This is a genomic window from Rossellomorea aquimaris TF-12 (assembly GCF_001648555.1).
Taxonomy (GTDB): Bacteria; Bacillota; Bacilli; order Bacillales; family Bacillaceae_B; genus Rossellomorea; species Rossellomorea aquimaris.
On sequence record NZ_LQXM01000025.1, the window covers coordinates 37,486 to 56,899 of the forward strand.

The following is a 19,414-nucleotide window of genomic DNA, read 5'->3' on the forward strand; positions in this document are numbered from 1 at the left end:
CCCCTAGTTAATTATACTAGGGGTTCTTCCTAGTGGATATTACATTGGTTTCCTCTAATATGCCCTTTTTAACAAATCAATTGGTAAGTTCCCAATTACAAAACTTTAGTATCACCCAGCAAACGGGAATATTTATTATTCCTTAAATTCATAGGTGAGAACACGAAAATTCTTAGGAGTTAATACCCTCTTAAAATTTTAGATAAAAAAGAACATACACTCACTTGTAAAGAGACATGTGTCAGATCAAATTTGTAACATTATTTCGTTTCTTACAAAAATTTATTTTTTATCGAAAATGTGGGTAATTATGATTATTTTTGATTTTTATCTCTTGAAAAATGGTATTTTGTGGGTTTTGTGTTACGGTATTATTACAAATACTTTTTGGGAGGAAAATAATGAAAAAAATTCTTGGTGGAACCCTTATATATCTTCTACTATTTGGAATTTTTATAGGTAACGCTTCAGCATATAATCACACTCATAGACTTGCAGTAAAGTGGGACGCCTCAACTTTAGTTGAAGGTCAAATTGGTCGAGTAACGCTATTAGAGGCTTCGGATCTCTATTTTTACTTTGAAGATATTTCAAAAACAAAAAACCAAAGAAAAAAAGAATCAATATATAGGGTCTATAATTACAAAAAAATTGATGGTGTTTATTACTATGGTGTAGGAGCTGGTTTCTATATAAAAGATACACAGGGTATCTTTTATGAAACACCTTCGTCGGTAAAAAAAAGACAGTTAAAAGATTTAGTCATTGTTGACCTAATAACTGACCCAACATTTTCACTTATTCCTGATGATGGGAAATTAGCAAACTCTTACCCTCTTCATTATTCTATTGAAACAATCTCTGAATTAACCGGATATCCAATCAAAATGAATGGTAACGTAAAAATATTAGAAACACCTTTATACATTTATTATCAAAATAAAGGTGAACAAAAACTTTCTAAAATACAAATTCATTGGCCATACGAACCTTCCTGGACCGCAGAAAAACTCGCGTCCATCTATGAAGAAAGAAATGAATATAGCCTTTCTGATACTTCTACTAATAAATTACTTTATGGATCTATCTATACAAAACTCACAATATTATTCCAAGAAGATCCTCATGAAGCTATTATTACTTTAGAGAAAATGAAATAAGGAAAGCTATACTCTTATCCTTTTTTGCTTTTGGTTATGAACTGCTATAATTGTTTGAGATAATGTCCTCGTTTTCAGGGATGGAAGTGGTTGGTCTCAAGCGATTTTAATAAAAAAGGAAAGAGAGTGAGAACAGTACTGTTCTCACTCTCTTTCCTTTTTTATTAAATTTAGTTTAAACCAAATGCTTTATTCCATTCTCTTTGCCAGGCATTAAATGGATCGTCGTTTTCATTAACTAAAAAGCTACATACTTTCAATTTCTCGAACTTCATTAACCCCAGAAAAGTTTGGGTTTGGAGATGATTCAACATCTACATAGGAGTCATCATACAATATCACACTTTTACCTGCTTAAAAAATAGAAGAGTTTATATATCATGTCATTCCATGAAATCCAAAGTATATTTCTCGACTTTTATCTAAGTTGGTCCATTTAGTAATCCCCGCTAGTTAAGCATGATCAAATATCACCTGTAAATTTTGATCCGTTTAAAGTAACTTCTAAAGAATCAGTTGCCGTTATGTGTACAAAAGGTGTGTTTAATGAATGTCACTTTACTGTCAGTACCTACTCCCTCAACTATTGTAGTTGATGATGCAGTGTTAACAGTTTATTTTAGCGATTGTACAATAAATCCAGTTTAGACTTACTCGGCGTTTCATATTTAATGTATCCATTCATTTTTGTAATGTAATAACCTCCTCCTAGGCCATATTGACCAAAATATAAGTTATCGTAACAGTAAACTCGATACCTTTCTCCTGGCCATAAAATTCTACTGAACTCTAGGCTATTGTCTGCATTGCGCTTCCACAGATTAATTGGAGTTTGAACTGTAATTCTACCTATCTGACCTTTTTTTAATTCAGCTCCATCCCAATAAACCTTTTGAGTTTTTAGTGTAGGTGTTGTTGTAGGTGTTGTTTGTTTGGTTAGATCTTCCCCTTCAACATAAAAGGCTTTGTATTCAAAAGGATCATACCCAAATTCACCTTCCTGAGCGTTCAAGAATAAATATCTGGCGGTGCTTGGATTTGCAACATATTCATAAACCGTAACCTTTTCTTCTGATTGCTCAACTCTGTCAGCCTCGCTTTTAAAAGAATAGTTGTTCAGATATCTAATATAAGGAGTGACCTTGTCGGTACCATTCCACTCACTATCTTCTTTTTTCGTAATTTCAAATACAAGTGTACCTGCATTCTTTCCATAAACATTTACAGTGTATCCAGAGATCACTTCTAAATTTTTGTTATGGACTTCATTTCCTTTCATCTCTTCTCCACCATCAAATGCCAAAGTGTTACTAATTGGTAAGAGCATAAAAACTAATAAAACCATGATTGTTTTTTTCAATGTAATAATTCCTCCATTTTTTTAATTTTTTTACATACTTACCTAATATCGGTTTATTTTTTAATTTTTTTAGGTATAAAGTAGTAAAATGTACTCTATTTTCCTTTACTTAAATAGAGTATCTACAACATTCTTTTCTATTAGTTGAAGAATTTTATACTATTTAATTGCATAAAAAAAAGAACCACTGAATGACAACAAGTCATCAAGTGATTCTTTTCCAATTGAGGGAGTGCTAAATTAAAATTATTGAATAATCTTTAATTTAGCACAATCCTCCTTTATGAAGAGTCCGAAGACTTCTTAATTTTTATTACTTAGAAACAATTCCGTCTTTAACATTATTTCCGTTTGCATCAACTAGGTTAGTAGACTTGAATTCAACAGAAATGCTATCAGTCATAGCAAAATCATTAGTAGTTGTAACAGTTAGTTTACCACCAGATACTGAAGCAGTAGCTGGAGTAACAGTAGATCCTGCAATCTTAACAGTTAGACCATTAATAGATCCATTTACAGCATCTTTAACTGTTTCAGAGAAATCTACAGTGAAAGTCTTGCTGTCCATTACAGAAACCTTAGTAGCCATTGGAGCTACACTTTCTTTTAATGAAACTAGAGTAGTTTGCTTGCCATCTTTAAGAGTGTTACCTGCAGTATCAACTACGTTTTTAGCTTCAAATACATAGCTTCCATTAGCAGTAATAGATCCTTGAGGTAAAGTGAAACGTACCTTTTTAGTTCCATCTACAAATTGTAATTGAGTTCCAGAAGGCAAAGCTTGTCCTCCAAGAGTATAGTTAGCAGCATTAGTTGCAGAAGAAGTCACATTTACAGCATATTCAAGTGTAAATATGTTGTTATCTGAACTTACAACTACAGGTGTAGAAGCAAACTCAACTGAGTCAGTAACAGTTCCTGGAGCTGGTGTGAAAGTACCAGAAGATACATTAAATGTAAGAGCGCCAGTCATAGCATTTCCAGCAAGATCAGTTACTAATCCATTTGCTAATTCAAACGTGTAAGTTGAGTTAGCGTCTAAATCTACTGAAAGCTTAACAGTATTTAATTCTGCTCCTTCAATCTTACCGTTACCATCAACATCTACTCCAGTTCCAGAAGTATCAGACACTGTAGTTGTACTGCTAGTATAAGCAATACCGTTTTGAACTTTCTTTGTAAGAGTTCCAGAAGCAACTTTTACTGGCTCATTGAAAGTCAGGTAAATTGCATCCACATCTGAAGTAGCCGCTTTGTCATCTGCAACTAGTAGTTTAGCTGAAGAAGAAGCGAAAGATGGCTTAGTTGTATCTTTTGCTAATGTAGTTGAGAAAGTGAATGCATCCCCAGCATTGTTAGCAGAATCTTTGAAGCTTTCTACTTTAACAGTAGTATTGATAAAGTTTGCTCCACCCAATGCAGAAGCTGCATCAAGAGTAAATTTAGTTTTATCATTTGTATCTTTGATTTCTGTATCAGTTAGATAAAATGCTGTAGTGCCCACAGTTACTTTAGCATACTCATCCGTTCCAAAAACTGCGTTCAGATCTTGCTTCATTAGTTCTTCAGAGAAGTCTAATGTGATTACAGTTCCATTAACAGAAGTTGAAACAGTTGGCTTAGAGCTATCTACTTCAGCTTTTGCAACAGTAAAGTTTAACCCGATTGGGTTAGCAATGTTATTAGCAAAGTCTTTTGCTCCAACAATGTCAACTTTGTAAGACTTCTCAGCAGTTAAACCAGTAACTGTTAGAGTTTTGCCATCAGCACTTAAAGTATAATCTGATGTTACAGTAAGTTCAGATCCATTCAAACTTACAGTTCCAGCAGTTTGTACTGGTTCAGCAAACTTGATTACAGCAGTAGTACCTTTAGCATCAACAGATGCAACTGAAGGAGCTTTTGTATCTGCAAACGTGAATAATGTGTTATATTCCACAGTTTTCACAGTTGCATCAGCTTTAGTTTTAATTGAAGCAACAGTTAACTTAGCGTTAGTCACTTTCAACTCATCACTAGTTCTAAGTGTAACTGTTTTTCCATCTGCAGATACAACAGGAGTACCGGTAAAAGTCTCTCCAACTAATGCATAGTGAGCAAGATTTTCAGCATCAGTTTTATCTACAGCTTTGTTGAAGCTAACAACAAGTTCTCTAGCGTTAATCGCACTTACACCAGTAACCATTGGAGTCATAGCAGCTTCATAATCAGCTTTAACGTCAACTACCATTGTTTTTAATCCAGCTGCAAATTCGCCAGTGTATTCATCAGAAGAATCTAGATCAGATAAGAATGGCTCAGCTTTATCAATTTGTGCTTTAGCAGCATCTAAGTTACCTGCTGCAATGTACATTTCAGCTTTATCATAAGCCATTTTGATTGTAACAGGAATCATAAGAGCGTCTCTTGCACTGTCAGCTACTTCTTTGTATTGCTCTAACATTAACTCACGAGGAGCTTCTCCGTAGAACTTATAAAGGATAGCAGTTGCTGCTGAAAGTTCATAAGAAACTTCATGGTAATACTTTTCAAGTTCATCCCAGTTACCAGCTTCGCGTGCTTCTTCAAGCTTCACAAGTTTTGGTTGAAGACGAACTGTTGCGTATGTATACGCATCGATATAAGGGATAACACGTTTAGAGATGTAAGTGTTATAAACAGAATCTAGATCTGCTAATAACGCATCCTTGTTAGTTGCATTAGAAGCAAGTACTGATGCTTTCGCTTCAGCATAAGACTTCTTTGCTTTGTTGTAGTGTGCGTGGATTACAGATTCTGCTACTAATTTACCCTCAGTTTGTGGAGGTGTGCTGTACGCATAGTAAGCAGCCTTCATATCCATTTTTGCACTATCTACAACTGATTGTAGATTTGATGCTGCATCCGCTTGTGCTGGAGCAGTAGCTACTAGTGCTGATGCTGCAATTGTTGATCCTGCAATAACTTTAATTGCTTTTTTCTTGTTCATAATGATGAACGACTCCCCTCAATTTATAAATATGTAGTTCAATGATCAAGTCTAATAGTGATCATTGACTATCAGACTTAACGTCTACTAATTTACCATTTTATGAAAATATCCCCGTTCGAAACACCGTCATAAAACAGTAGTGTAAGTAAATAAAATGAAATATTATTTCCATATTTATCTTACGTTTTCTATAATAATACAATTTTAGAGGAAAATCTAGGGTATATTACAATTTTATTCTTTTTTTACAAAGAAATTTTTTCCAAATATCTTTTTATTATCCTTTTTTATCTAGTTTCTTTACATTTAAGTTACATTTATCACTCCTTATTATATCTAGTATAATAGTACTTTATTTTACTCAACACTTTCACTTTATACAAACGAATAGGCTTTTATGGCTACTATCGGGTTAAATATTTTTTAATAAATGGTTTTCTTCTATTATTAATTCAGCACCCCATTTATTTTAATTTCAGTAACAAAAGGAAGAAATGATCTTTATGTAAATAAACGATATAAAAAACGGTCCTCACAGTTTTTTGTGAGGACCGTTTTTTATATCATTTAACTCATTAATTTTATTAGTAATATACTTGATATATTTATCATCTTCTTGCAGCTCAAATACGGATAAAGCTTTTTTCATATTCTTTTTTGCTTTTTCCGGATTATTCACTAGTTCATAATTATATCCAATATGATAATGCAACTCGCCTAACAAATACAGGCTATCTTTATTTAGGCACCATTTAATAGCATCCTCACAATATTGGCAAGATTCTTCTATTCTATTCAATCTTGTCAGTGCTCTGGCTAAATTATACAACAACCTTGTTTTGATTGTGTAATCGTTCATATGTGGGAGGGTCTGAAGATGACTTCTGATTTCTTCGAATACCTTTAATGCTTCATTGATATCTTCTTTGAAATAGATAGCCCCAATGGTAAGTAAGATTTCTAATTCTCTCTCTAATAATATTTTCCCTTTGATATGAGTAATCGCTATCGCTTGACGAAGAACATTGATGGACTCTGTTAATTCGTTTTTTACTTCATATAAATAAATACCTTTATGCCACAGAAGTAATTGCATGTTTTTATTATTTTGTAGGAAAAGTGGGTTTACCTCCTCCGCTTTGACAATCTCCATCATTTCTTCATAGCGTAGATTTCTTCTCATAATCTGAAGCTGTTGAGTTACTTCTCGAACATAGTCAAGTCTGGGTGTAGTTCCTATATCAAAGAAGTAGTTTACATCCACTCCTAACTTTTGTGATATTTGATATAAAGTGGATGCATAAGGGAATACATCTCCTTTTTCAATTTTACTAATTTGTGCTTGAGTGCATATTCCTTCCGAAAGCTCTTCTTGAGATAGTCCGCTATTTTTTCTGAGCTCTTTTATTTTTTTTCCAACAGCAGTAAAATCCATCTAACCCTCTCCTAAATATGCCTAAAGTTATATTTTCACAAGAAAATGAAAGAAAATATCATTTTTACAGTTTATAACTAAGATATAAGACATTAGATTCAAATTATAGATATTATTATAATATGATTTAATTAGAATAACACTTTATTATACTAATCTTATCGAATTTTTATTTCAATAAGAAAGGGAGGAAAGTCCTATGAAAAGACGTTTTCTTGCATTATTGACTGCTTCAATCCTTATTTTAGGTATCTCTGGTATATCTGTAAGTTCAGTTGAACAAGCGGGTACTATTACACTTCAAAAAGAATTACCAAACGCTTATTAATAAAAATCAAACCTAATATCTTTTATTGAACACTCTTGTTTCGTCGAGAGTGTTTTTTAATATTCTTTTAAGAATATTCCTAAAGTTATAAGTTTGATTAATAAAGGGACTTTTATGCAAGAAACAAAAGGTATATATTAAATATCCCTTAATGAGTCTAAATACCTTATCCCCTACAATCTGATAGGATGAAAGTACAATATAAGAAAGGGGGCTTCATGATGAAAGACATAAGCATGAAAGTAAATCCTCTATATTTGGAAGTAGATTTGTCGATTGCGTTTCAATTCGAATTTGAACAGGGTGGTAATAAGGTCGGTGAAGCTCTTGTATCAATTTATCCTACAAACGAGAAAAACATCTCAATTCGCAAAGGTAAACATATCTCCGTTGCGAAACAAACCAAAGTAGCTGTTATTGATCATTTCGATGTGATTGGAGAAGTTGAAGAAGTTTGCATGAAAAAACTTAAATACTTTCTAAGCGTAATTGGAATTAGCGATGTACAAGCGGGCTATAAGATAAATCGTGGATTTGGTAAATAAATACGTATTAAAGGCTTTTTATTTATCAACAAGGTCCGTCCCTAGGAGGTTGCTTCCTTTTGAGGGACGGACCTTGTTTTTTTTAATTACTATAACTTTTGTTTGTGGCCTTCCCTGTTGTCATTGGGGTAGATTCTCCAGATTTGTTAGGCGGCACCTTACTTGATATTTTTAAAGAGACATTCTATATTTATTATATTTTTCATTAGGTTTGATAAAAAGCTTAAATGATAATCATCTCCAAGAAAGGTTTATAACCCCTTCTTCTTCATTATTCCTTTAAGATTTTATCCTCATCTGATAGATCCCTGGTTTCTATTCTTATACGTGAGTTTAGTTCACTTTTTAAATGTCTTTTTTTAACGTACTTTCTTCAAATAGATCTTTCTTTGGCAAAGAACTTCTAACTAGTCTAGATAAATTCAAAATGATATGGCTGCTGTACCAAAATTTATAAAAATATGTCCTTCTTCTTTTTTCAGTTTTGTTGAAGGATTTTAAACCTTATTTTCCTTTTTATGACTAACGAACTTCATTTATATTTTCTTTTAAATTCTTCTTTTGTGTTGTGTGAATTTATTCTCATTCATCAGTCCCCTCCTTTTGAAGCGTGACCTTTAATTTCTGTCTTCCTCTTTCCAATCGTGTCCGAACAGTAGATGAATTAATATTTAGGAGTTCTCCAATTTCTTGGGTTGATAGTTCTTCATAATAATATAATAGTATGATTTCTTGGTATTTAAGTGGGAGCGCAAAGATGTGCTGAGATACCTTATTTTTCTCTTCAGACTTCAAAAACTCTTGTTCCGGGATAGCAACAACTGCTTTGTTAAAAAATCGATGAAATTCATCAACTAACTTGTTTCTTCTAAAATAGGCAGACTTCCTATAGTCCTTGCAATGGTTCACAGTTATTCTATAAATCCAAGTTTTATAGGACGAATCCTTATGAAAGTTGTCAATTGAATGGTATGCTTTAATAAATACTTCCTGACAAATATCCTGTGCTGTTGACCAATCCTGCACATATAAATATGCAAGCTTTGTAATTTGAGTTTCATAACTATCAATTAACGATTCAATCAAACGCTCTCTATTAGTCTCCTCCAAAAGCCAATACCCTCCCCCTCACATGTTGTTTATATCTGTTAAAAAACGCCTTCCCTAATGTTTTTTAAAATGGATATTAAGTAGCTCCCATTTTTCGGGAGGAAATCCTAAGGATTAATCACTATCCAACCTACTAACAAAAACTTCCTGCCTTAGTCATAACAAGCAGGTGTTAATTCTCCATTTCTTGATGTAATACTATTGTATGAATATTTGATTTGTCTCCCGGTATATTCCTTTAATAACCGCTTCAATTCTTCATGAGGATTAAGAATAAACGATAAATCGAAAGTTATGTTCTGTCGTGGTTATAAAGATATCTGTGTCTGATTTTTACCATTTACTTTTTTCTTTTATCTTTTAAATGTGCATCAATAGGTTAACTACCATCACTTTCAGTTTTGGTTTAGCTATTCCAGGTCACATTTTTAAATTACTGAGGCCCTTTCCAACTGTCCTTCTATTTCTGAATATTAACAGAATCATCGGTTGTTCCATTTTTCTTCTTGAAAGACACCCCTCACGCATTCTTCAGTAGAATCAACGGTTGTTAAGCAAACAACCAAAACAACATATATGATTATGACTACGATTTCACACCAAACTATTTCCCCCATTTGTTTCTTGGCAAGTTTGAATGTGTCTATTTAGATTGTTTCTTATAATTATCATGCTTCAATTATTCTAATGGAGATTTCCCATTTAATGTTAGACGAAACAAGGAAGAGCAATGTCTCAATTATTTCTAAGTAAATATAAAGATTTATATCCCTATACAGTATTCTTCTTATTATATACTCTTAATAAAGGTAAACTAACACACTGAGGGACGGACCTCCAAGTAGGTCCGTCCCTCAGTATTTATATTTTTTTATTCCCATTTTGGATTTAGCCAAACTATGTCTGGGTATCCCCATTTGTTGAGATTCTCATCTTTCTTTCTTCCATGGACGTAATAATCTGCTTTTTCTAGGGTTTCTTCATACTTATAAATATAAATCAGGTAGGAATAAGAGTGCCATAAGGATGTTTCTTGTAAATCCTGTCCAGATACTTTGGTTAGTTCTTCGAGAAATTTATGAGATATATCCTTAATCATTTCATCGGACGTGTTTTCCGGGACATAAATACCATATTCTAACCATTCAGATTGACTATACTGTTTAACTTCCGTTGCCTCAGTCGTGTTAATAATCCTTTCACGAGCCCAAGAAAACCACTCGCTATTATAGTCTTCGGTTTCCTCGTCTTGTTGATATGAAACCTCGCTATCATACCATTCAGAGTTAATGTTATTTTTACGCAGCTCCACCAATGTAATTGAGGACCCCAGGTCAATGATTTCAATATCTTCATTTCTTTCTCCAGTGCTAATTGTATTAAAACCCTCCAGTCTCATTTCAATTTGATAATCACCTAAACCATATACAGCTAGGAAATAATCATTTAAAGCATCAAAATAGTAAATGGGTTCACCAAAAACCTCTATTACTTGTTTTAATTTATAACCTGTATTTCCATGGACAGATCTGATTGCATTTACGTATCCATCTTCTGCATGAGTGTATGACAAATGATACTCTTGAATCTTTTGATAGATACCATGCCCGGTTACAATGAGATCTTTATTTCCATATTCTTTTTTGATGCTTTCATAGGAATCTCCAATATTAAAAGAAGTAAGGTAGAAATTTCCTTCTCTGGCTGCTTTCTTAAACCCTTCAGGATTATTCATTAATTGTGAGAAGTCAAAAACCTGAGTTGACTGGTTTGTTTCTTTTTGTTTTGTTTCTTCTTGATTTTTTTGTTCTTCATTTTTACTCTCTACTTCTTGCTTCCTTCTTACTTCCTCTTGATTTTTTCTTTCCTTCTCTGCTGATTTTTGATATATTATCTTTTCATCCCTCAATTTTTCTTCGAATTCGTCGGATGGAATGAATGTATATTGAGCACTTGGTTCCTTTATATCCTCTACCTTCATTTCTTCAACCAATTCTATTCTTGAAAGATAACTGCTACTTAATATCGTGACTAATACTATTACCATTAGTGCTGCTGCAAAATTGGTGAGGGGTTTATTTCGTTTTATCACTTTCGAATTTTGCTTTTTAATTTTTGTCATTATGCTTCTTTTCTGACTCACCAATTCAATATCTTGAAACATTTCCTTGTCGAGCTGTTTCTTTAAGTTCTCTAAAGGGTCCCTACTCATTAGTTAACCTCCTCTCTCCCATTAAAATTTGCAATATTTCTTTTCTCTCGATCAAAACCATTAGGAACAGTTGAATTCTTCATCTGATAATTCTTCAAAAGGATAGATTTTCCCATGAAAAAAACTTGCATCTAATAGTCCTTTAAAATTTAATTGCAATCCGATATATCTAAATTTTATAACTTAATTCCCCGCTAAAAGTATTAAATGATTGGCAGTAGACAAATCCTGAACATAGAAATAAGTAAGCTTTAGGATTCGGTGTTCAAATTCTTCTATTAACCTGTCAATTATCTTCCCCCCCTAATCTGATGTACAATACTCCCTATATATTTCTCTCCTATTAATCCAACCGTCCCCATCGTTCAGTTTCAAAAATTCATTTTTTATTTGAAGTACAGCCTCTCTTTTTGTGGTTTTTCTAAAGATTAGACGATTCTTGTGTTTTGAGTGTCTCAAAATGGTTTGATTTATTTGAAAGATTTTATTAATGAAGAAATTAAGGAGGAGGCATTTGACAAGAGGTTCTATTTTATCTCGTTCTATTTACTGAAGTTTTTACAATAGAAAAAGGTATATCCAATTAATGAAGGGATATACCTTTTTCTAGATAGATTATTGGTTGAGTAATTCAAGTATTATTAGCGCCGCCCTCCTACTCGTCATATCCCTTACATCCAACGTAGGATCAATCTCCACAATATCCATCATCTCAACCTTCGGATGTACCAGTGCCGTTTCAATGGCTTCAGATAGTGTATCAGGATGCATTCCCCCAGGTCCGATGGCAGGACAACCAGGAGCGTAGGCTTGGTCTAGCACGTCCATATCGACGGATAGGTAGATGGTGTCGACTTTGTCTTGAAGCTGTTGAAGTGATTTTGTGATTATGTCTGTGATTGGGTGTTGTCTGACGTCCTTCATCGTGTAGACCGTTACACCTTTTTCTATCGCATAATCGTGATAGGCTTTCGCATTGGCATAGTTTCGAATCCCGATTTGAATGAGGTGTTCTCCTTGAATGTGTCCACCTTCTATTAACCTTCTAAACGGAGTTCCATTCGTTGGTCCGCCATCATCGGTGTTTCTGAGATCATGGTGAGCATCGAATTGTATGATTCCTACTGTGCCCTTTGTTTCCTTGATGGCTTTGACTGCAGACGTAGTGATTGAGTGGTCACCGCCTAAGATGATGGTGAAGGGTGCAGCGTTTGAATTTGCGACTTCTTTAACAGATTGATAGATTCGTTCGTGACAGTCTTCTATGGATGTTGGGTGCATAGTGATGTCACCGAAGTCTATAATTTTTTTGTTGGCTTCGGCGAGGTCCGTCCCTTTTTCAATGTTGTACGTTGTAAAGGAATTCAGGCATTTTCTTATGGCGTCTGGTGCAAAGCTTGCTCCTGAGTGGGAGATGGAGGGCTTGGAAAGGGGAGCGCCTAGGATAGCGATGTCCCCTTTCTCCCCTTCTCCCCACGGAGCCAGAAGCTCGGCTGCTTTTGTTGTATACCGGTCCTTGAATTGGGCCTTCCCTGCCGGTTTAATGTGTTGAAAATTGGTCATGAAGCTTCTCCTTGCGATAGATGATTCGTCCATTCTTGATCACCGTGTGGGTATGGTTCACGCCATAATGATACGGAACATAATGATAGTTCGGTACGTCCCATAAAACGATATCTGCTTTTCTTCCCTTTACAAGCTTCCCGGCCTGTTCACCTCTATTGATGGCATAAGCAGCATTTACCGTAACGGCATTCCAAATTTCTTCCGGTGTCATTTTCAGTTGAAGTGATGCTAGGTTCATAATGAACTGGAGATTCTCTGTTGGTGAGCTTCCTGGGTTAAAATCTGTTGAAAGAGCCACTGCTGCTCCCGCTTCCATCATGCCACGAGCGTTGGCGAATTTCCCTTTGTTTAAATAGAAAGAAGTACCTGGAAGAAGCACAGCAATTGTGTCTGTTGCGCCAAGTGCTTGGATTCCCTTTTCTGACGCTCCAACTAAGTGATCACCGCTAGTAGCACCAATTTCTGTCGCCATTTCCGTCCCACCCAGTGGATCGATTTCATCGGCATGAATTTTCACAGAAAAGCCCTTTTCCATCGCTTTTTGTAAAAATTGGCGTGACTCCTCCACGGTGAATACTCCGGTTTCACAGAAAATATCAACAAACTCCGCTAGGTTTTCTCTTTCTATATCATTTAACAACGAGAGCATTTCTTTTAAAAATTCCTCTGAGCGACCTTTGTATTCAGGTGGAATCGCGTGAGCTCCTAAGAAGGTTGAAACAATATCTGCTGGATGCTCTTCGTTTAGCTGTTTCGCTACAAGTAATTGCTTCATTTCTGTTGGACGATTCAGTCCGTAGCCGCTTTTCGCTTCAACGGTTGTCACACCATAAGAAATCATGCGGTTTAGGTGAAAGCGTGCTTTTTGGAGCAGCTCTTCTAATGATGCTTCCCGAGTGGCTTTGACTGTTGATAAAATTCCGCCACCCTGCTTTAGAATTTCTAAGTACGGGACCCCTTGTTGTTTCAGAGCCATCTCGTGTTCTCTTGAGCCACCAAACACTAGATGCGTGTGAGGGTCAACAAGTCCAGGAGTAACAAGCTTTCCTTCTGCGTCAATTCTTTCGGTTGCTTTTAGCTTTTGTGCTTCTTCATGTGTGCCGATCCATTCAACAAGTCCGTCCCTCATTCCGATGGCCGCATGCTCTAAAACAGGAAGACTGCTCATTTCTTTTCCTTTTAGAGGTCCGTCCCTATGGTCCATTGTGAGGAGTTGGCCAATGTTGTCGATGATGATGTCGAAGTGTTGGGTCATGTTATTCATCTCCTTTTTTCATTGGAATTTGGATGTTGTGTTTTTCGGCTGTTTCTTCGGCGATTTCGTAGCCTGCGTCTGCATGGCGAATGACTCCCATACCTGGGTCTGTTGTAAGGACTCGTTCTAATCGTTCTTGAGCAAGGTCCGTCCCGTCTGCTACAACCACCATTCCAGCGTGCAGGGAATAGCCCATTCCAACTCCTCCACCGTGGTGGAAAGAAATCCATGAGCCACCAGCCGCTGTGTTGATAAGGGCATTTAGGATTGCCCAGTCACCTACTGCATCGCTTCCGTCCTTCATACTTTCCGTTTCACGGTTCGGTGAAGCAACGGAACCGCAGTCCAAATGGTCACGGCCAATAACGATTGGAGCTTTCAGCTCGCCATTTTTTACAAGCTCATTGATGGCTAGACCCATCTTCACTCGCTCTCCGTAGCCTAACCAGCAGATTCTTGATGGCAGTCCTTGGAATGCTACCTGCTCCTGTGCCATGTCAATCCAGCGATTCAATGCTTCGTTTTCTGGGAAAAGCTCCTTGATAAGTCGATCCGTTCTATAAATGTCCTCAGGGTCTCCTGATAGAGCAGCCCAACGGAACGGTCCTTTCCCTTCGCAGAATAATGGACGAATGTAAGCTGGAACGAAACCAGGAAAATCAAAAGCATTTTCCACTCCTTCGTCTTTCGCTACTTGTCGGATGTTGTTTCCATAATCAAATACAATAGAGCCTCTGTTCTGGAATTCCAACATCGCTTCAACGTGTTTCGCCATACTTTGCTGGGAAAGCTCCGTGTATTTCTTTGGATCGTTTTTTCGAAGCTCGTTCGCTTCTGCGATTGAGTAGCCTAATGGTACATATCCGTTTAATGGATCATGAGCAGACGTTTGGTCTGTTACTACATCGATATTCACGCCTCTTTTTAAAAGTTCATGATGTACTTCCGCTGCGTTTCCAAGTAATGCGATGGATAGCGGTTTTTTGTTGTCACGTGCTTCATAAGCCATCATCAGTGCCTCTTCAATCGACTCTGTTTTTACATCACAATATTTTGTGTCCAAGCGTTTTTGAATACGTTCTGGATCCACATCAACAGCAATAACTACTCCGCCGTTCATCGTAACCGCAAGTGGCTGTGCTCCACCCATTCCACCAAGTCCAGCCGTTAGGGTAATCGTGCCTTGAAGTGAATTGTTAAAGTGCTTCTTTGCCAGTGCTGCAAACGTTTCATAAGTTCCTTGAAGAATTCCTTGTGTTCCAATGTATATCCAGCTTCCCGCTGTCATTTGTCCGTACATCATCAAGCCTTTTTGATCAAGCTCGTGGAAGTGCTCCCAGTTTGCCCATTTTGGCACAAGGACAGAATTAGAAAGAAGAACTCTTGGTGCTGCTTTGTGTGTTTTGAATACACCAACCGGTTTTCCCGATTGAACAAGCATGGTTTCATCGTTTTCCAGGTTACGCAGAGTATGGACGATGGCGTCAAAGGACTCCCAGTTACGTGCTGCTTTCCCGATTCCACCATATACGACTAGTTCTTCAGGAATTTCCGCTACTTCAGGATCCAAATTGTTGTATAGCATGCGAAGGACGGCTTCCTGCTCCCAGCCTTTACATTCGAGGTCCGTCCCTCTTTTTACATTCACGACGCGTTTGTTTGTTTTAACCATTGGTTGTTTCCTCCTTTGTTTTGGTTGTTTTATTGATGGAGCTTAACTGGAACTGTTTCAACCATGTGTTGGCGTTTTCTATGTCTTTAGAAAAGATGCGATCCTTTGTAATAGAAGGAACAACCTTTCTCGCTTCTTCGTAAAACTGACGGGTTTTACTTGCCAGGAGGTCCGTCCCTCGATGCTCGACTGCTTGCAAGTTGCAGATGAGTTCGACAGCGAGGACTCTTCGGGCGTTTTGCAGGATTTGATAAGCATGTCGTGATCCGATGGTTCCCATGCTGACGTGGTCTTCCTGGTTGGCTGAAGATGGAATGGAGTCCACGCTTGCAGGGTGAGCCAGTGTTTTGTTTTCAGATACGAGTGAGGCTGCACAGTATTGCATGATCATGGCACCCGATTGCAGTCCAGGCTGCGGACTAAGGAACGGTGGCAGATCATTGAGCTGTGGATTTACCAGTCTTTCGATACGTCTTTCTGAGATGTTTGCCAGTTCAGCAAGGGCGATTTTCATAAAGTCCATGGCAAATGCGATTGGCTGACCATGAAAGTTCCCTCCTGAAATAATCTTTTCTCCGTCATCAAAAATCAGTGGATTATCTGTTGCAGCATTCATTTCGATTTCCAGCTTTTCTTTTACATAATCAAGTGCCTGCCAGGACGCTCCGTGAACCTGAGGGATACATCTTAACGAATACGCATCCTGCACACGTAGTTCCCCTTGCTTGGTTGTTAATTGACTATCTTGTAAATAGTTTCTGATTCGTTTTGCCGTTGCTACTTGTTGAGGATACCCTCTTACAATATGAATATCTTCGTCGAAGGCATCCATGATTCCTCTAAGCCCTTCCATTGTTAAACTTGCGATTATTTCACTTTGGTATGCAAGTTCCTCTGCCTCAAGGTAACCAATCACACCCATAGCCGTCATAGCTTGTGTTCCGTTAATAAGAGCCAGCCCTTCCTTTGCTTGAAGCTGGATAGGGAAAATGTTTTCTTTTGAAAGAACAGGCAGCGTTTGATGGATTTCACCTTTGTAGTGAACCTCTCCTTCTCCCATTAAAGCGAGTGCTAAATGAGAAAGAGGTGCCAAGTCTCCACTGGCCCCGAGTGAACCCTGCTGTGGAATAACTGGATGAATGCCTTTGTTCAGAAATTCCGTTAAACGTTCTACAATAACCGGTCTGACACCGGAGTACCCTTTTAACAGAGCATTTGCTCTTAATAGAAGCATCGCCCGTGAAACATTTTCTGGAAATGGTTCCCCAACGCCACATGCATGTGAATGGATTAAGTTAAGCTGCAATTCCTCAACATCCTCAGCATCAATCAACACATCACTAAACTTTCCAAAGCCTGTGTTAATCCCATACACCACACGTTTCTCTTTCACAATTTTCTCAACTGCTGCCCGACTCTTCTTCACCCTCTCCATACTCACAGGCGAAAGCATCACCTGCTCCTTCCCATAAACAACCCTCTTCGCTTCCTCCAACGTCAACGAACAACCCGTTAACTCAACCATTCCAATCACCCCATATTTTAGGGACGCACCTCCAAAAGTTGCTTCTCCAACAACCTCTCGAGACAAACCCCTTTAGATTAATAAAACGTTTAATGTTACTTGATTGCTTTAAAGTACCGAGGGACGCACCTTTGAGTTTTCCGGCCCCTCCCTCAAAAAACACAAAAAGAGACTCGACCAAAGACAGACCTCTGCCTTTAGTCGAGCCTCCTTTCAACTAATATCTGTAGGCTCTTCTTTATATATGATTTATTCCTAATCCAATCGTTTCGTGCTCTAACCCTTTTATCGGTGCACCAATCGTTCCATACAAGGCAACGGCAATCCACTCGCCTTCTTCCTCGTTCTCATAGGGAGTTCCTCTAACGACGGAGAACCGTAATCCAACCGTACGTAAAATTTCCCCAAGCTGAGTATGTCCACGGGTCACACCTGTTAATGCTTCCATAATGGCATGGTACAAAGCATGCATCTCCCGGTAGAGATCTTCCCGGACGATATCACTTCTCTTCGCTGCTGTTTCAATGGCAGCGACTATCTTCTGACTGTCCATAGAACCAATTTTACCGGTACAGTAGCTCCAATTTAATTCATTGAAATGCTGATTCCACTCTTCCTCTTCTCTATCCAAAAGTAAAAGTAGCATCGCATTCTTTCCAATACGAGATTGCTCGATCTGTTTCAACTGGCATTCGCACCTTACTTGAAAATTCTAAAAATACTAATAACTACTTATATTGTATGGTCTTCGGTGAAAGAGGTCAACGGAAAAAGTGCTGATTTTACAAACTTAGAGAGGTAGTTTGGTAGCGTGGTAAAGGGTTTTATGTGGGACTTAGTAAAGACTATTTTGAGGTCCGTCCCTCAAAAATGAAAGTAGACGTCCCTATTGATAGGTTCGTCTAGTTGTCATCTTTCATTATTCTTCTTGTTTGTTGCTATTTCCTTTGTATACTTCTGGGTGATTCATAAGGTATGTTACGGTCCCTTCGTCATTTCGGAAACTAAGATAAGATAGAATATCATTCTTATCTTCTATTGAAAGTGGAGTGTCGTTCGGGTAGAGTGGACGAATGTTTATTTTGGTTTTTCCGTTTTGTTTTTCAAGAACCACTTTGCAATCCTTTGGAATCTGATCATCAACCCGAACAAACTTAAAGGGTATTACTTGCTTAAAATCGATTGGAACAGCAAACAGTGTCGTAAAACCAACCGTTTCGAGAATTCGATCAGAATACATAATACATTCTAATGCATGTGAGAATCCGGGAGGTCTACTGACAACGACGAGTCGATTGTAGTAATGCTGACCTTGAAACACAACTAGGTGCTTTTTCTTCCTCGTGTTTATCTTTCTAGAAACGTGAAAATCTTCGAAAACTAAGATAAAATCTTTTTTCATCTTCTCCTCCTTAGATACAGGTCTATTTTCCTACACTTAACGTTTCGACATATTTTTCCAATTTCCTGTAATTTTTTCCAAAAATATTTTATTTTTTTACCACTTTAGTTGTAATTTCTTCTTTTTCAATATATTCCTTATAAAATTTCACTTGTGGCTCGGGAAAATAGGACAGAGTTTTTGTTTTTGAGAGGAGTGGGTTATGAATGGAGTGAAAATAAGAGGGGTAACTACTCCATGGATAATTTTCAGCTCGAGAAATTAATTTAGCTTGAACTGGATTCTGATGGATATACCTGCTCAACTGAAGAAAATAAGCGGTGGAATCTACGAGGGTGGAACCATATCGTCCTTGAAATAGATGACCAATAAAATCATATTTTTTATTGAAAAATACAGCGTAACGTGTGTGAAGAGTTCTAAAAATTTGAGCAAGGGGAACGTGGTGGGTTTCAAGTAGTAAATGAATGTGGTTTGTCATGAGACAATAGGCATGGAGGGTAAAAGGGTATTTATCTTTCGTGTCTTGCAAGTAATATAAATATTTCTCCCGGTCTTCAATGTGGAGGAAGAGATCCTGCTTCCGATTTCCTCTAGCTGTAATGTGGTAGGTGGCTCCAGGAGACCAATTACGAGGGTTTCGAACCATTAAAACACTCCCTTTTCATTATTTTCACCCTGTTTTTATTCGACACTACTTGTCAAAAATCCTCTTTTTTCACTGAAAATCATTTGAGAAGAGGTCCGTCCCTCAAATAGACCTCTCCATTGATTAGGTTAGTTTTCTTATGAGTAAGTAGCTTTGATTGTTTGTGGCGGATAAGATTGGTTTGTGTTTTTACGAGATTGATTTTCTTGGTTGAAGTATCAACG

14 protein-coding genes and 1 pseudogene are annotated in these 19,414 nt (G+C 37.1%); 3 read left to right on the top strand and 12 right to left on the bottom strand.

Going from position 1 to position 19,414, the window contains the following annotated elements; all coding sequences use genetic code 11:
• Nucleotides 1–401: 401 nt before the first annotated feature.
• Entirely contained in the window at nt 402–1,160 is a 759-nt protein-coding gene (locus IQI_RS06765; RefSeq protein WP_064091890.1) for a hypothetical protein, read from the top strand.
• Between the two features lie 619 nt (nt 1,161–1,779).
• Here IQI_RS06765 and IQI_RS21025 read toward each other — a convergent pair.
• From IQI_RS21025 to IQI_RS06780, 3 genes and pseudogenes are all read right to left on the bottom strand, one after another.
• Nucleotides 1,780–2,085 (bottom strand): annotated as a pseudogene (locus IQI_RS21025) (bifunctional 2',3'-cyclic-nucleotide 2'-phosphodiesterase/3'-nucleotidase); the annotation flags it as partial.
• Between the two features lie 748 nt (nt 2,086–2,833).
• The gene (locus tag IQI_RS06775; RefSeq protein WP_064091892.1) at nt 2,834–5,488 is read right to left on the bottom strand and encodes an Ig-like domain-containing protein; all 2,655 of its coding nucleotides are present in this window, start codon (nt 5,486–5,488) and stop codon (nt 2,834–2,836) included.
• Between the two features lie 535 nt (nt 5,489–6,023).
• Nucleotides 6,024–6,926, bottom strand: a complete 903-nt coding sequence (locus IQI_RS06780; RefSeq protein ID WP_064091893.1) for a helix-turn-helix domain-containing protein — start codon at nt 6,924–6,926, stop codon at nt 6,024–6,026.
• A gap of 199 nt (nt 6,927–7,125) precedes the next feature.
• Here IQI_RS06780 and IQI_RS21145 point away from each other — a divergent pair, with 199 nt between their 5' ends.
• Both IQI_RS21145 and IQI_RS06785 read left to right on the top strand, forming a co-directional pair.
• Nucleotides 7,126–7,254, top strand: coding sequence for a hypothetical protein (locus tag IQI_RS21145; RefSeq protein WP_268874477.1), 129 nt, complete (start codon nt 7,126–7,128; stop codon nt 7,252–7,254).
• Nucleotides 7,255–7,475: 221 nt separating this feature from the next.
• Nucleotides 7,476–7,799: a hypothetical protein gene (locus IQI_RS06785; protein WP_064091894.1), complete on the top strand. Its 324-nt coding sequence runs from the start codon at nt 7,476–7,478 to the stop codon at nt 7,797–7,799.
• A 582-nt stretch (nt 7,800–8,381) separates the two neighbouring features.
• Here IQI_RS06785 and IQI_RS06790 read toward each other — a convergent pair.
• The 9 genes from IQI_RS06790 to IQI_RS06830 all read right to left on the bottom strand — a co-directional run bounded on the left by IQI_RS06790 (nt 8,382) and on the right by IQI_RS06830 (nt 19,190).
• Nucleotides 8,382–8,909 (bottom strand): sigma-70 family RNA polymerase sigma factor, encoded by a 528-nt coding sequence (locus tag IQI_RS06790; protein ID WP_064091895.1) that lies wholly within the window; start codon nt 8,907–8,909, stop codon nt 8,382–8,384.
• An 871-nt stretch (nt 8,910–9,780) separates the two neighbouring features.
• Nucleotides 9,781–11,121 carry an FH2 domain-containing protein gene (locus IQI_RS06795; protein ID WP_064091896.1) on the bottom strand — a complete coding sequence of 447 codons (1,341 nt, stop codon included), beginning with the start codon at nt 11,119–11,121 and terminating at the stop codon, nt 9,781–9,783.
• Nucleotides 11,122–11,736: 615 nt separating this feature from the next.
• Nucleotides 11,737–12,684: a formimidoylglutamase gene (hutG, locus tag IQI_RS06800; RefSeq protein ID WP_064091897.1), complete on the bottom strand. Its 948-nt coding sequence runs from the start codon at nt 12,682–12,684 to the stop codon at nt 11,737–11,739.
• Nucleotides 12,662–13,942: an imidazolonepropionase gene (gene hutI / locus IQI_RS06805; protein WP_064091898.1), complete on the bottom strand. Its 1,281-nt coding sequence runs from the start codon at nt 13,940–13,942 to the stop codon at nt 12,662–12,664. The genes hutG and hutI overlap by 23 nt, the downstream gene beginning before the upstream one ends.
• Nucleotide 13,943: 1 nt before the next feature.
• The gene (gene hutU, locus IQI_RS06810) at nt 13,944–15,614 is read right to left on the bottom strand and encodes a urocanate hydratase (protein WP_064091899.1); all 1,671 of its coding nucleotides are present in this window, start codon (nt 15,612–15,614) and stop codon (nt 13,944–13,946) included.
• Nucleotides 15,607–17,139 carry a histidine ammonia-lyase gene (gene hutH / locus IQI_RS06815; protein WP_064092115.1) on the bottom strand — a complete coding sequence of 511 codons (1,533 nt, stop codon included), beginning with the start codon at nt 17,137–17,139 and terminating at the stop codon, nt 15,607–15,609. Before hutH ends, hutU begins: the two co-directional genes overlap by 8 nt.
• Before the next feature lie 238 nt (nt 17,140–17,377).
• Entirely contained in the window at nt 17,378–17,824 is a 447-nt protein-coding gene (gene hutP / locus IQI_RS06820) for a hut operon transcriptional regulator HutP (RefSeq protein ID WP_082892614.1), read from the bottom strand.
• Nucleotides 17,825–18,058: 234 nt separating this feature from the next.
• Complete coding sequence (locus tag IQI_RS06825) at nt 18,059–18,541, bottom strand: hypothetical protein (protein WP_064091900.1); 483 nt, start codon at nt 18,539–18,541, stop codon at nt 18,059–18,061.
• Nucleotides 18,542–18,629: 88 nt separating this feature from the next.
• On the bottom strand, nt 18,630–19,190 hold the full coding sequence (locus tag IQI_RS06830; protein WP_064091901.1) for a transposase: 561 nt from the start codon (nt 19,188–19,190) through the stop codon (nt 18,630–18,632).
• Nucleotides 19,191–19,414: the final 224 nt, after the last annotated feature.

Coding starts and splice junctions, on each gene's coding strand:
- IQI_RS06765 (WP_064091890.1), top strand. CDS start 402: ATGAAAAAAATTCTTGGTGGAACCCTTATATATCTTCTACTATTTGGA.
- IQI_RS06775 (WP_064091892.1), bottom strand. CDS start 5,488: ATGAACAAGAAAAAAGCAATTAAAGTTATTGCAGGATCAACAATTGCA.
- IQI_RS06780 (WP_064091893.1), bottom strand. CDS start 6,926: ATGGATTTTACTGCTGTTGGAAAAAAAATAAAAGAGCTCAGAAAAAAT.
- IQI_RS21145 (WP_268874477.1), top strand. CDS start 7,126: ATGAAAAGACGTTTTCTTGCATTATTGACTGCTTCAATCCTTATTTTA.
- IQI_RS06785 (WP_064091894.1), top strand. CDS start 7,476: ATGAAAGACATAAGCATGAAAGTAAATCCTCTATATTTGGAAGTAGAT.
- IQI_RS06795 (WP_064091896.1), bottom strand. CDS start 11,121: ATGAGTAGGGACCCTTTAGAGAACTTAAAGAAACAGCTCGACAAGGAA.
- hutG (WP_064091897.1), bottom strand. CDS start 12,684: ATGACCAATTTTCAACACATTAAACCGGCAGGGAAGGCCCAATTCAAG.
- hutI (WP_064091898.1), bottom strand. CDS start 13,942: ATGACCCAACACTTCGACATCATCATCGACAACATTGGCCAACTCCTC.
- hutU (WP_064091899.1), bottom strand. CDS start 15,614: ATGGTTAAAACAAACAAACGCGTCGTGAATGTAAAAAGAGGGACGGAC.
- hutH (WP_064092115.1), bottom strand. CDS start 17,139: ATGGTTGAGTTAACGGGTTGTTCGTTGACGTTGGAGGAAGCGAAGAGG.
- IQI_RS06825 (WP_064091900.1), bottom strand. CDS start 18,541: ATGAAAAAAGATTTTATCTTAGTTTTCGAAGATTTTCACGTTTCTAGA.
- IQI_RS06830 (WP_064091901.1), bottom strand. CDS start 19,190: ATGGTTCGAAACCCTCGTAATTGGTCTCCTGGAGCCACCTACCACATT.